Source organism: uncultured Roseobacter sp., assembly GCF_947499265.1.
Taxonomy (GTDB): Bacteria; Pseudomonadota; Alphaproteobacteria; order Rhodobacterales; family Rhodobacteraceae; genus Roseobacter.
Map to the genome: position 1 here is coordinate 28,102 of NZ_CANMNK010000005.1, position 12,256 is coordinate 40,357.

14 protein-coding genes are annotated in these 12,256 nt (G+C 59.5%); all 14 read left to right on the forward strand.

All coding sequences use genetic code 11. The annotated features are described in order from the left end of the window. The first annotated feature begins 60 nt into the window (after window positions 1-60). Window positions 61-711: a hypothetical protein gene (locus tag Q1A63_RS14155; protein WP_298973536.1), complete on the forward strand. Its 651-nt coding sequence runs from the start codon at window positions 61-63 to the stop codon at window positions 709-711. Window positions 712-824: 113 nt separating this feature from the next. After that, window positions 825-1,607, forward strand: coding sequence for a 23S rRNA (adenine(2030)-N(6))-methyltransferase RlmJ (gene rlmJ, locus Q1A63_RS14160; RefSeq protein ID WP_298973538.1), 783 nt, complete (start codon window positions 825-827; stop codon window positions 1,605-1,607). A gap of 60 nt (window positions 1,608-1,667) precedes the next feature. Next, window positions 1,668-2,318, forward strand: coding sequence for a hypothetical protein (locus tag Q1A63_RS14165; RefSeq protein ID WP_298973539.1), 651 nt, complete (start codon window positions 1,668-1,670; stop codon window positions 2,316-2,318). A gap of 6 nt (window positions 2,319-2,324) precedes the next feature. After that, a complete protein-coding gene (locus tag Q1A63_RS14170) occupies window positions 2,325-2,762 on the forward strand; it encodes a TerB family tellurite resistance protein (RefSeq protein WP_298973540.1) in 438 nt (145 codons plus the stop codon). 37 nt (window positions 2,763-2,799) lie between these two features. Continuing rightward, window positions 2,800-3,240 (forward strand): TerB family tellurite resistance protein, encoded by a 441-nt coding sequence (locus tag Q1A63_RS14175; protein WP_298973541.1) that lies wholly within the window; start codon window positions 2,800-2,802, stop codon window positions 3,238-3,240. Further along, window positions 3,237-3,977, forward strand: coding sequence for a PhnD/SsuA/transferrin family substrate-binding protein (locus Q1A63_RS14180; RefSeq protein ID WP_298973543.1), 741 nt, complete (start codon window positions 3,237-3,239; stop codon window positions 3,975-3,977). The genes Q1A63_RS14175 and Q1A63_RS14180 overlap by 4 nt, the downstream gene beginning before the upstream one ends. A gap of 128 nt (window positions 3,978-4,105) precedes the next feature. Further along, a complete protein-coding gene (locus Q1A63_RS14185; protein ID WP_298973545.1) occupies window positions 4,106-4,882 on the forward strand; it encodes an ATP-binding cassette domain-containing protein in 777 nt (258 codons plus the stop codon). A gap of 28 nt (window positions 4,883-4,910) precedes the next feature. Beyond that, window positions 4,911-5,636, forward strand: coding sequence for a transporter substrate-binding domain-containing protein (locus Q1A63_RS14190; protein WP_298973547.1), 726 nt, complete (start codon window positions 4,911-4,913; stop codon window positions 5,634-5,636). 51 nt (window positions 5,637-5,687) lie between these two features. Beyond that, window positions 5,688-6,572, forward strand: a complete 885-nt coding sequence (locus Q1A63_RS14195; protein ID WP_299632242.1) for an ABC transporter permease subunit — start codon at window positions 5,688-5,690, stop codon at window positions 6,570-6,572. Continuing rightward, window positions 6,569-7,375 carry an ABC transporter permease subunit gene (locus Q1A63_RS14200; protein ID WP_298973549.1) on the forward strand — a complete coding sequence of 269 codons (807 nt, stop codon included), beginning with the start codon at window positions 6,569-6,571 and terminating at the stop codon, window positions 7,373-7,375. Before Q1A63_RS14195 ends, Q1A63_RS14200 begins: the two co-directional genes overlap by 4 nt. Before the next feature lie 85 nt (window positions 7,376-7,460). Then, window positions 7,461-8,795 carry a glutamine synthetase family protein gene (locus Q1A63_RS14205; protein WP_299632116.1) on the forward strand — a complete coding sequence of 445 codons (1,335 nt, stop codon included), beginning with the start codon at window positions 7,461-7,463 and terminating at the stop codon, window positions 8,793-8,795. Between the two features lie 7 nt (window positions 8,796-8,802). After that, a complete protein-coding gene (locus tag Q1A63_RS14210; protein WP_299632117.1) occupies window positions 8,803-9,480 on the forward strand; it encodes a type 1 glutamine amidotransferase in 678 nt (225 codons plus the stop codon). Then, the gene (locus tag Q1A63_RS14215) at window positions 9,480-10,838 is read left to right on the forward strand and encodes a glutamine synthetase family protein (RefSeq protein WP_298973556.1); all 1,359 of its coding nucleotides are present in this window, start codon (window positions 9,480-9,482) and stop codon (window positions 10,836-10,838) included. Before Q1A63_RS14210 ends, Q1A63_RS14215 begins: the two co-directional genes overlap by 1 nt. Before the next feature lie 42 nt (window positions 10,839-10,880). Further along, window positions 10,881-12,185 (forward strand): FAD-binding oxidoreductase, encoded by a 1,305-nt coding sequence (locus Q1A63_RS14220; RefSeq protein WP_298973558.1) that lies wholly within the window; start codon window positions 10,881-10,883, stop codon window positions 12,183-12,185. Window positions 12,186-12,256: the final 71 nt, after the last annotated feature.

Consider the following 12,256-nt stretch of genomic DNA (forward strand, 5'->3'; position numbering starts at 1 on the left):
GTTTGTTTTCGCGCATAACGTGAGCTTCGTTAATCATGGTGAATGTAAGGGAATTTTTGGATGAGATTTCAGGCCATATTGATTTTTGCTGCCGCAACTTTTGGCTCAACCGCATCGGCGACAACGCTTGGGTTTGAAGCCGAGTTCCTTGGCGACAGCCTTACCGAATTGCACACGCCTGATGCGGAAGTATGCGATGCCGGTGACAGTTTATGCTTCCCGGTTGGCTTTGAAGTGCCTGCAACCCTGCGCGGCCCATTATCCCCCTTTGCCGGATTGACCAGCGGCAGCATTCTGGAAGTCGATGTTGACCTATCAGACGATGGTGTAGCGTCTTGTTCCTTTGGAGGAACGTTCGCGTGCCCCTCATTTTCCGAAGGTTTCGAACAGGTTGATTCGAACGACGAGCCGATCATCGTGGATGTTTTCGACGGTCTGGGCGACATCAACATACGCTTTGACCTTGTCGCGGAAAGCGTTGCCTTTTTCGGTGCGGCGGGCAGCTTCCTACCAGGCGGGTGTAGCTTGAGCGATCCACTTGCCGCCTCTTTGCCTGCGGGATATTGCGATTTCTTCGGCTATGAGGCCGAATTTGCGATCGTTCCGGGAAGCTTGAACCCGATCGAGGTGGTGCCGTTGAGCCCGTCTTTCCTCTTTGCTCTGTTCGGATTGGCAGCCCTGGTGATCACGCGGCGTTTTCAGCGGGCATAGCAGCACCCCGCGCCTGAGCAGCCCATGCCGACCAGCCCTCACTTGCGCAAAGCTTGATCCAGGCGAGACGTTTTCGCGTTGCGTCGCGGGATGGGTCCGGTACACGTCGCAGCATGCTCAGCTACCAACATATCTATCACGCCGGGAACCTTGCGGACGTTCATAAACACGGGCTGCTGGCGTGGATCCTGGCCTATATGACCCGGAAAGATAAGCCACTCAGCTACATCGAGACCCATGCGGGGCGGGCGATTTATGATCTGGACGATCCCTCGGCATTGAAAACCGGCGAGGCAGCGCAGGGTATCGACAAGGTAGCGGCGTGGTTCCCCGCCGACCATCCTTATGCCGAAGTATTGGCGCGAACGCGCGCAGCACATGGCGCCCGCAGCTATACCGGGTCACCGCAAATCGCGGCACAGATGCTCCGACCCGGCGATGCGATCCATCTTGCCGAATTGCATCCTCAGGAGCATGCAACCCTCGATTTTGCGATGTCCGCCTTCGCCGCAAAATGCCACCGGATGGATGGCTTCGAGCTTGCACATTCGCTGTGCCCCCCCACACCACGGCGGGGTATGCTGCTGATTGACCCAAGCTATGAGATCAAGAACGACTACGCCGAGATCCCCAGACACATCGCGCAGATTACCCGCGCCTGGAATGTTGGCGTGATCTGCCTGTGGTACCCGATCCTGAAGTCGCAGGCACACCGTCAGATGCTACACACCCTGCAAGCGCACCATCCGCAAGCACTGCGGCATGAAGTGCATTTCCCCCCGGCACGCCCTCGCCACGGAATGACGGGTTCGGGATTTTTTGTGCTCAACCCGCCCTACGGGCTGGACACCGAAGCGCAAAGGCTGTCGGAGTGTTTTGCAACACTCACGCGTTAAGCCGTTCCCGCACGAAATTCCCGACTAGGCAGCGCGCATATTGCGTGCCAATGTGCCCAGATGCGCGCGATGATGATCCTGTTCTTTGTCCTGTTTGGCCGTGCGGCGTTAGCCTGTGAAGCGCCCGTCTGCCTTGTCGATCCTGAAGTGCTGCAATTGACCCGCGTCATCACCTTCGAGGACACGCAGTCAAGCCAGGGCCCCGGACATCAGGTCAAGGATCTACTGGTTCTAGAGGGCGCCGTCTTTGGCGAACGATTTGCCGGACAGGTCACCGTGTCAGAAGGCGATCATGACAAGATACTTGGCGAAGCACTCTCGCCCCTGACGATCATGCCCGGAGAAGACGGCCAGAATCTGTCAGTCGTGTTTTTGCAAGGCAACAACGTGCTGAACGGATACGGCGTGGCGGGGTATCCCAAACGCCATGCCCAGGGCGAGGGGGCGATGGCCTTCTTGTTCGACGACGATCAGTCGGCCCTGTCCTTTCAAATTCGCGGTGGCGAAGAGGGGGCCGTCGTGGTGGTTTTTTACCGCCGCGATGGCGTCGTCATCATGCGTATGGACTTGCCGCCAGCAGGCGAGCACGCCTTTGGATTCATCCGCGCGACCGGAGAAGCCGATATCGCTGGCGTGCTGATCACGAACACCGATCCACAGGGGGTCGCCCTTGATAACGTCCGCTTTGAAAAGACACCGGAACTCAGCTAACCTCCTATGTTTGAAAAACTTTTCCCCCGAAAGACTCCTGATCCGAAACCCCTGCCGCAGCCCAACGCTCAGCTTGCGCTTGGTGCGCTGTTGGTACGCGTGGCAATGGCGGATCGCAATTACCAAGCCTCCGAGGTGGGCCAGATTGACCGGATACTCGCCGCCACCTTTGACCTCAAGCCGCTGGAAGCCGCCAAGTTGCGCGCGACCTGCGAAGCCCTTGAGCGGCACGCGCCCGGCACGCCGGAATTTGCGCAGATCCTGCGCGATGAGGTGGCCTATGACGACCGCAGGGCCCTGGCCGATGCCATGTGGTCCGTTGCCCTGGCCGATGGTGAACGGGACACCGATGAAGAAGTCCAGTTGCTGGCCATCGAAACGGCGCTTGGGCTGACGGATGAGGACATCGCCGCGGCCCGAAAAAACGCGCTCAGACCCGACTGATATTGGCAGTTGGGAAAATCCTGATTATATCGCGCTCATGTTTGGTGATTTCATAAGACGATTGACACAGCCGGAACCCGATGTGCTTCCCGATGAAGACGCGCGCCTGGCGCTTACCGCCTTGCTGGTGCGTATCGCGCGTTCTGACAACGATTACAGCGACCGGGAAATGGAACGCATCGACCAGATCAACGCGCGCCGTTACGGGTTGGGGCCGGGAGCGACCGCCGCCCTGCGCGCGGAAGCTGAAGTGCTGGAATCAGAGGCGCCCGACACTGTGCGCTTCACCCGCGCGATCAAGGATGCGGTGCCCTACGAGCAACGCCGTGCCGTGGTACAGGCGCTTTGGCAGGTTGTTCTGGCGGACGGATCGCGCGCGCAGGAAGAAGACGCGCTTGTGCGCATGGTCACGAATTTCCTGGGCATCAGCGACCGCGATTCAGCCCTGGCGCGCCAGGCTGTCGACGACGAGGCATGACGGCCAGCCTGCCGATGTACGACACGGGCACGACCCGCTCCGCGAACGACCGGCTTTGGACATTGATCCGCAAACACCTTGGAAGAGGCCCCTTGGAACTGGATCGCGAAACCGATCCTCACGATACTTGGGACGCGCCGGATCTTATCCTCTCGCAAACCTGTGGACTGCCCTACCGAAGCGGGCTGCATGACCGCGTTGCACTGGTGGGAACGCCTGATTATGGCGTCCGGGGATGCCCCTCAGGGTATTACAAATCCTACCTTGTCGTGCGCAAGGATGACCCGCGGCGCGACCTGGCCTCCTTCGCGGGAGCGACGCTTGCACGCAATGATGTCCGGTCTCAATCAGGTTGGGCGGCCGTCGAAGGGCACTTGAGCGAAATCGATTTTGGCTTCAGCTTTGTGGGCAACACCATCGACACCGGTGGCCATGCAAGATCGGCGCAGGCCGTGCACGCAGGACAGGCTGACATCGCATCCCTCGACGCGGTGACCTGGACGTTAATCAAACGTGAAATGCCGATGGCAAAGGAACTGCGCGTCCTGGCGTCGACACGACCAACACCGGGTCTGCCCTTCATTACATCGAAGGGCGCGGATACGCAGACGATGTTCGAGGCCATCACCCGGGCGATCCAGGAATTGGACGCGCGGGATCGGGCCAAGCTGCTCCTTAAAGGTCTGGTCGCGATTCCGGCCAGCACTTATCTGGCTGAACCGCTTCCGCCTGCTTGAATTGCCGTCGATACCGCGGATTCTGCGAAAGTTATCCTTCGGAAACGCCGTTTCCCCGCTTTCAACATTGCAAATGCGGTATTTTTGACCCCTTATACCGCCTTGAATCAACAATGAGACCGTGCCCCTTGTCCACTCAACCACCGGTTATCGAAATCAAAAACCTGCACAAAGCCTATGGGGCGCTCGAAGTGCTCAAAGGCGTGAGCATCACGGCCCCGAAGGGTCATGTGGTTTCCCTGATCGGGTCCTCCGGGTCCGGAAAATCGACGCTGCTGCGGTGCTGCAACCTTCTCGAGGACAGCCAGCAAGGCGAGATCATATTCAAGGGAGAGCTGGTCGCGTGGAAAGGCGAAGGTCACAACCGGCGCCCGGCGGACGCGGATCAGGTCCTGCGCATTCGTACAAACCTGTCGATGGTGTTTCAGCAATTCAATCTGTGGGCGCATATGTCCATCCTGCAAAACGTCATGGAAGCACCACTGACGGTGCTTAGACGGGACCGGGACGAGGTCGAACACGCGGCGCGCATGTATCTGGATAAAGTGGGCATTGGCGACAAATGCGATGTCTATCCCGCTCAATTGTCCGGCGGGCAACAGCAGCGCGCCGCCATCGCGCGGGGGCTTTGCATGGAGCCCGAAGCCTTGCTGTTTGATGAACCCACCTCCGCCCTCGATCCGGAGCTGGAACAGGAAGTGGTCAGGGTGATCAAGGATCTTGCGTCCGAAGGACGCACCATGATGATTGTGACACATGATATGAAACTGGCCGCGGATGTGTCTGACCATGTGGTCTTTCTGCATGCCGGTCTGATCGAAGAACAGGGGCCACCAGAGACACTCTTTGGTGCGCCCAAATCCGAACGATTGCGCGGTTTCCTTTCGGCAACCCACGCAGCGTAACCCAAATAAAAATAACGGGAGAAACACCATGAAAACACTTATTCTGACATCCGCAGTACTTGCCCTGACAGCAGGAATGGCGCTGGCAGACGGCCACGCGAAAACCATTCGCATGGGCACCGAGGGCGCCTACCCTCCGTACAACTTCCTCAATGACGCGGGCGAAGTTGCGGGGTTCGAGCGCGAGTTGGGCGATGAGCTTTGCGCGCGTGCCGAGCTGACCTGCCAATGGGTCACCAACGAGTGGGACAGCATCATCCCCAACCTGGTGTCCGGGAACTACGATGTGATTATCGCGGGCATGTCCATCACCGACGAGCGGGATGAAGTGATTGATTTCACTCAGAACTACACGCTGCCTGACCCATCGGGTTACATCGCGATGTCCGAAGACGCAGACCTCAAGTCCGGCATTCTGGCGGCACAGACCAACACCATCCAGGCCGCCTTCATCGCGGAAGGCAGCGCCACATTGGTGGAATTCGCGACGCCAGAAGAAACCATCGCCGCAGTCAAGAATGGCGAGGCTGACGCCGTGCTGGCCGATAAGGCCTTCCTGACACCGATTGCGGACGCCGATGCTGACCTGATCATGTTGGAGCAGGAAGAACTGCTCGGCGGCGGGATTGGCCTGGGTCTGCGTGAAAGCGACACGGAATTGAAAGAGAAGTTCAACGCCGCCATTGCTTCGATGAAGGAAGACGGCTCTCTGAACGAATTGCTCGCAAAATGGGAAATTTCCGGACAGTTCTGATCGACCAGAAGGGGCGGCCATGTGCCGCCCCCTCATATTTAAGAGGCCGCCATTTTTAGTTTTTGCACAGATCCCAGCACCTTGCCCGATTGGCAGTGGATGGCGTGTTACCTGACCACGGGCAAGCACATGTCCATTTACTGGTCCGTGCTGACGGTATTGACCCTGCTGGCGATCACCGCCCCGATTGCATTGCTCTTTGGCTTTGGCGGCGCCTCTGCCGCGCGCTCGCATTTTGCGCCTCTGCGGTGGCTTGGGCAGACGTACATTTCCATCGTCCGGGGCGTGCCGGAGATTGCCTTTTTCCTCTTTTTCGTCATCGCACTAGATCAGATCATCGAATACCTGCGGCACAAGGTGAAGTGCCCTGACTGGTCCCAACCCATCTGGCAAGGCAACGATTTCGTTGTCTGTCAGGCGGCGAAAATGCCGCTGGGCAATGCGCCGCAATGGGTGCATGAAACCTATGGGTTTTCGATCGCGATCCTGACATTCGCCATCGTCTATGGTGCGTTTGCTGCCAATGTTCTCTTTGGTGCCATGCGCGCCGTGCCGCATGCGCAACTGGAAACGGCAGAAGCCTACGGCATGACCCGGCGCCAGACCTACTGGCGCGTGCTGGTGCCGCAGATGTGGGTCTACGCCCTGCCCGGTCTCAGCAATCTGTGGATGGTTTTGATCAAAGCCACGCCGCTGCTGTTCCTATTGGGCGTCGAAGACATCGTCTACTGGGCGCGTGAGTTGGGCGGGACCAAGACACCACGTTTCACCGACTATCCGCATGGAGATTGGCGAATGTGGTATTTCCTCGCATTGCTGGTCTTTTATCTCGCCTTTACGCGGGTCTCGGAAATCGTGCTTGCGCGGATCATGGCCCGTCTGACCCATGGCCAGGCCACGGCGGGTGGTGAAGCACAGCGAAAGGCCGCCGCGTGAGCTGCTGGGCCACGATACAAGACTACGGTCTGCGCGCCATCGGGATCGGCGAACGCCTGTTGCCGCGTGATGATTTCACGCTGTGTCAGCAGTTCACGCTGATCGGGTCGGGCATGATCTGGAACATCTACTTTGGGCTTTTCGCGCTCATGATGGGCTTTTTCCTTGCGACCGCACTGGCCATGGGCAAGGCCTCCTCCAGCGCCATCTTCCGTAAACCTGCGGAATGGTTCATCTTCCTCTTTCGCGGCTCGCCCCTGTTTATCCAGTTCTTTTTCGCGTACTTCCTGTTTCTCAACCTGAAATCCGTCTCGCCCTTCTTTGACCCTTTCACCGCCGCGTGGTTGGGGGCGCTGATTGTGCTCTTTTTCAATACGGCGGCCTATTCCGGCGAGATTTTCTATGGCGCGCTGCTGTCCATCCCCAAGGGCGATATCGAGGCTGCCGACGCTTACGGCATGTCCGGATGGTCAAGGTTCAAACGGGTGATCTGGCCGACCATGCTGCGGCTCGCCTGGCCCGCCTATACCAATGAGGCGATCTTTCTCTTCCACGCCACGGCGCTGGTGTTTTTCTCCGGCTTTCCGGCCTGGCAGCAACGGGGCGATGCGCTCTATTACGCCAGCTATTTTGCGGACAAGACCTTCAACCCCTTCATTCCCTACCCTATTCTGGCGTTCTATTTCATCCTTCTGACGCTGGTCGTGATCGGCACCTTTGGGCTGGTCAACGCCCGCCTGAACCGCCATTTGCCGCAAAACATGCGCCGCAAAATCAGGTTGCGCCCGAACCTGATCCGGTAGTATCCCTGAATTTGATCAAATTATTTGTGGCGCTGGCCATGCGGTAGGTCTTTGGCCTCTCACCAGCCCACCGCATCGGTGACATATGAAGAACTGGCTCCGCAAAAATCCTCAGGTCCGCACCATCCGTGTGGCCGCGGCAGATTTGAACGGACAGGCGCGGGGCAAGCGCATCCCTTCGCGGTATGCAGATAAGGCTGTCGAAGGTGGCACACGGTTTCCGATGTCAGTGCTGAACCTCGACATCTGGGGCGAGGACATCGACGACAGCCCCCTCGTGTTCGAAAGCGGCGACAAGGACGGCGTTTTGAAACCAACCGAGCGTGGTTTCATGCCGATGCCCTGGCTGGATGCGCCGACGGCCCTGCTGCCGATCTGGATGTTTCACGAAGACGGGCGCCCCTATGACGGCGATCCGCGCCATGCCTTGCGCGCGGTGCTGGACCGATACAAGGCACGCGGGCTCACACCGGTCTGCGCGGTCGAACTGGAATTTTTTCTGATCGACGACTCCGGCCGCAAGCTGCAAGTGCCGCCCTCCCCCCGGTCGGGGAAACGGCGCGTCGCGGGCGAAATCCTGTCACTGCGCGCGCTGGATCAATTCGATACCTTCTTCACCGATCTCTATGACGCCTGCGAAGAGATGGACATTCCCGCAGACACCGCGATTTCCGAAGCCGGGCTGGGACAGTTCGAGATCAACCTGATGCATTGTGATGACGCGCTGCGCGCGGCGGATGATGCCTGGCTCTTCAAGATGCTGGTCAAGGGGCTGGCGCGGCGGCACGGGTTTGCCGCCAGTTTCATGGCCAAACCCTATGCGGATTATTCCGGCTCCGGGCTGCACATGCATTTTTCGGTGCTGGATGCAGAGGGCAATAACGTCTTTGACAACGGTGGTGACGACGGCACGGATGTGTTGCGCCACGCAGTGGCGGGTTGTCTCAATGCCATGCCGGGATCAGCGCTGATCTTTGCGCCACATGCCAATAGTTTCGACCGGATGGTACCGGGATCCCACGCGCCCACGGGCATCAGCTGGGCCTATGAAAACCGCACCTCCGCCATCCGCATCCCATCAGGGCCCGCCGCTGCGCGCCGTATCGAGCACCGTGTCGCGGGCGGGGATGTGAACCCCTATCTGATGCTGGCCGCTGTTCTGGGCGCGGCGATCAACGGGATCGAAGATGCCAAGGAGCCGCCAAAGCCGATCACCGGCAACGCCTATGCCGCGGACCTGCCTCAGATCCCCGGCGACTGGAAATCCGCCATTGACGCCTTTGAAGCAGATGCCGAGATTGCCCGCATTTTTGCGCCCGACCTGATCCGGAACCTTGTGCTGACCAAACGGCAGGAGCTGCACTACATGCAGGAGTTGACACCGGCAGAGCAGGTTACAATCTACCTCGACACAGTATGAGAACCTCATGAAGATCGGCATATTGATCACCGGACACCCCCCTGACACCCTGATGGCGGGTGGGCTTTACGACCAGTATTTTGCGCGGCTGCTGGACGGGCACGGTTTCATCTTCCAGGGCTGGTCGGTGGTGGATGGCGTCTTTCCGGACAGCGTCGAAGAGGCCGATGGCTGGCTGATCACCGGGTCCAAACATGGCGCTTATGAAGACCACGCCTGGATACCGCCGCTGGAAGATTTCATCCGCGCCGCCTACGCCGCCAAACGCCCGATGATCGGCGTATGCTTCGGGCATCAGATCATCGCACAGTCCATGGGCGGGCGGGTCGAGAAATTCGCTGGCGGCTGGGCGGTCGGGCGCACGGAATATCAGATGGACGGGGAAACGGTCAGCGTCAACGCCTGGCATCAGGATCAGGTGGTAGAGAAGCCGGATATGGCCGAGGTGATCGGGCGCAACGATTTTTGCGAGAACGCCGCATTGCTCTATGGTGACCGGATGTGGACCATCCAACCACACCCCGAATACGGATCGGATTTCATCGATGGCCTGATCAAGACCCGCGGACAAGGGGTCGTCCCGGATGCGCTGCTGCACCGGGCCAGTGCGGATTTGGACACCCCAACGGACCGCATGGCTGTCGCGCAGACTATGGCTGATTTTTTCAAGAAAGCGAGGGCCTGATGGCCGATTGGACACATACACTCCCGGCGGCGGCGCAGACCTATCTGGAAGGGCGGCGGCTGGATGAAGTGGAATGCATCATTTCCGATCTGCCCGGCATTGCGCGGGGCAAGGCGGTGCCTGCGTCCAAATTCGCGCGGCAGGATTTCTTTCACCTGCCCGACAGCATCTTTTACCAGACCATCACCGGTGACTGGGGGGAGGCTGCGGGAGAGGACGGGTTCATCGAGAAGGACATGATCCTGAAGCCCGATATGAGCACAGCCTCCGCCGCGCCGTGGACCGGTGACTGGACATTGCAGGTAATCCACGATGCATACGACCGGGCGGACAACCCCGTCCCTTTCAGCCCGCGCAATGTGCTCAAACGAGTGTGCCAACTCTATCGTGACAAGGGCTGGGAGCCGGTAGTCGCCCCCGAGATGGAGTTTTTTCTGGTCGCGCGGAACCTCGATCCCGCCCATGACATCAAGCCGATGATGGGCCGTTCCGGGCGTCCTGCTGCGGCACGACAAGCGTATTCGATGACTGCCGTGGATGAATTTGGCCCGGTGATCGACGACATCTATGATTTCGCCGAAGCACAGGGGTTTGAGATCGACGGCATCACCCAGGAGGGCGGCGCGGGCCAGTTGGAGATCAACCTGCGCCACGGCGATCCGGTGAAACTGGCGGATGAGGTCTTCTATTTCAAACGGCTGATCCGCGAGGCGGCCTTGCGGCACGATTGTTTTGCCACCTTCATGGCCAAACCGATTGCGGATGAGCCCGGCAGTGCCATGCATATTCATCACTCGGTGCTTGAGACGTCGAACGGGCAGAACCTGTTCTCGGACACCTCGGGCGCGGAAACGGATGCGTTTTTGCATTTCATCGCCGGGCTGCAGAACCACATGCCAGCGGCGCTCGCGGTGATCGCGCCCTATGTGAACAGCTACCGGCGCTATGTGAAAGATCAGGCCGCCCCCATCAACCTGCACTGGGCGCGCGACAACCGCACCACAGGCATCCGCATTCCGCTATCGGACCCCGAGGCGCGGCGGGTGGAAAACCGGCTTGCCGGCATGGATTGCAACTCCTATCTGGGCATCGCGGCCAGTCTGGCCTGCGGCTATCTGGGGCTGGTGCAGGGGCAGCACCCCCGCGACGAGTTCAAGGGCGACGCCTATGATGGCGAAGGGGATATCCCGCGTGTGCTCGGCTCCGCGCTCGACCTCTTCGAAGCGGCCACCGAATTGCACGAGGTGCTGGGACCGGAGTTCGCACGCGTCTATTCCATCGTGAAACGTGCCGAATACGACGAATTTCTGCAGGTCATCTCACCCTGGGAGCGTGAGCACCTGTTGCTCAACGTCTGACACCGTCACAAGGCACCGACCCGGAAACAGGAGCCCATCTCTGTGAACCTGCTCTACGCCAATGACACCCTTGGCCAGTATCCGCCCAGTTGGTACGCCGCGAGCACGCCCACACTCGCGCCTTTTGACAGCCTGAAAAGCGAGGTCAAAGCCGACGTCTGTATCATAGGTGCGGGCTACACGGGTCTCTCAGCGGCATTGCATCTGGCGCAAGCCGGGCGGCGCGTGGTCGTGCTGGAGGCGCACCGCGTCGGCTTTGGCGCATCGGGTCGCAATGGTGGACAATTGGGCAGTGGTCAGCGGGTCGAACAGGATGCGCTGCAAAAGATGGTGGGCAAGACGCGCGCGCAAGCCCTGTGGGATCTGGGCGAAGACGCAAAAGCGCTGGTGAAATCCCTGATCCACCAGCATCAGATCGACTGCCATCTGAAGCCGGGGATCGCCTGGACCGGGTCATCTCAATCCGATGTGACACATCTGCATGACTATGCGGAATTGCTCAATTCTACCTACGGGTATTCCGACATCCGCGCTTTGACGGCGGCGGAATGCCATGAAATTTGCCCCTCCCCCGATTATCAGGGCGGTGTGCTGGACCTCGGCGCGGCCCACCTGCACCCGCTGGCCTTCGCGCTCGGGCTGGCGCGTGCTGCCAAGGACGCAGGCGTTGAAATCTATGAACGCTCCTGCGTGCACACGCTGGCACATGGCACTCCCGCCAAGGTCCGAACCGATGCGGGGCGCGTGGTGGCCGATCATGTGATCCTGGCCTGCAACGGGTATCTGTCGTCGCTGGCGCCCTCGGTCTCCGCCCGGGTGATGCCGATCAACAATTTCATCATCGCCACAGAGCCCTTGGGTGACCGTGTGAAGCAGGTTCTGACCAAAGACATTGCGGTGGCTGACAGCCGCTTTGTGGTGAATTACTTCCGGCTCAGCCACGATGGGCGTTTGCTCTTTGGCGGTGGCGAAAGCTATGGCTACCGCTTTCCCAGGGACATCGCCGCCACCGTGCGCAAACCGATGGAGATCGTTTTTCCACACCTGAGAGACGTCAAGATTGATTACGCCTGGGGCGGTACACTCGGCATCACGATGAAACGGTTTCCCTATCTTGCCCGTGTCGCGCCCAATGTTCTCTCTGCGTCCGGGTATTCCGGCCACGGCGTCGGAACGGCGACCCATGCCGGTCAATTGATGGCGCTGGCGATCGAAGGGCAGACAGACGGCTTCGACACCATGGGCACCATTCCGACGCCCGCCTTTCCGGGTGGTGGCGCGCTGCGCAGCCCGCTGCTGGTGCTCGCCATGAGCTGGTATGCGCTGCGCGACCGGCTTGGATTTTAGCCGAAATCCCCTGTCACAAAAGATTCGCTTGGCCCGCACGCGCCATTGATTTAGAATTTCGAAAACTTCAA

Excerpts from the sequence above, each read along its gene's own strand:
- Q1A63_RS14155 (WP_298973536.1), top strand. The coding sequence starts at position 61 with ATGAGATTTCAGGCCATATTGATTTTTGCTGCCGCAACTTTTGGCTCA.
- rlmJ (WP_298973538.1), top strand. The coding sequence starts at position 825 with ATGCTCAGCTACCAACATATCTATCACGCCGGGAACCTTGCGGACGTT.
- Q1A63_RS14165 (WP_298973539.1), top strand. The coding sequence starts at position 1,668 with ATGCGCGCGATGATGATCCTGTTCTTTGTCCTGTTTGGCCGTGCGGCG.
- Q1A63_RS14170 (WP_298973540.1), top strand. The coding sequence starts at position 2,325 with ATGTTTGAAAAACTTTTCCCCCGAAAGACTCCTGATCCGAAACCCCTG.
- Q1A63_RS14175 (WP_298973541.1), top strand. The coding sequence starts at position 2,800 with ATGTTTGGTGATTTCATAAGACGATTGACACAGCCGGAACCCGATGTG.
- Q1A63_RS14180 (WP_298973543.1), top strand. The coding sequence starts at position 3,237 with ATGACGGCCAGCCTGCCGATGTACGACACGGGCACGACCCGCTCCGCG.
- Q1A63_RS14190 (WP_298973547.1), top strand. The coding sequence starts at position 4,911 with ATGAAAACACTTATTCTGACATCCGCAGTACTTGCCCTGACAGCAGGA.
- Q1A63_RS14205 (WP_299632116.1), top strand. The coding sequence starts at position 7,461 with ATGAAGAACTGGCTCCGCAAAAATCCTCAGGTCCGCACCATCCGTGTG.
- Q1A63_RS14210 (WP_299632117.1), top strand. The coding sequence starts at position 8,803 with ATGAAGATCGGCATATTGATCACCGGACACCCCCCTGACACCCTGATG.
- Q1A63_RS14215 (WP_298973556.1), top strand. The coding sequence starts at position 9,480 with ATGGCCGATTGGACACATACACTCCCGGCGGCGGCGCAGACCTATCTG.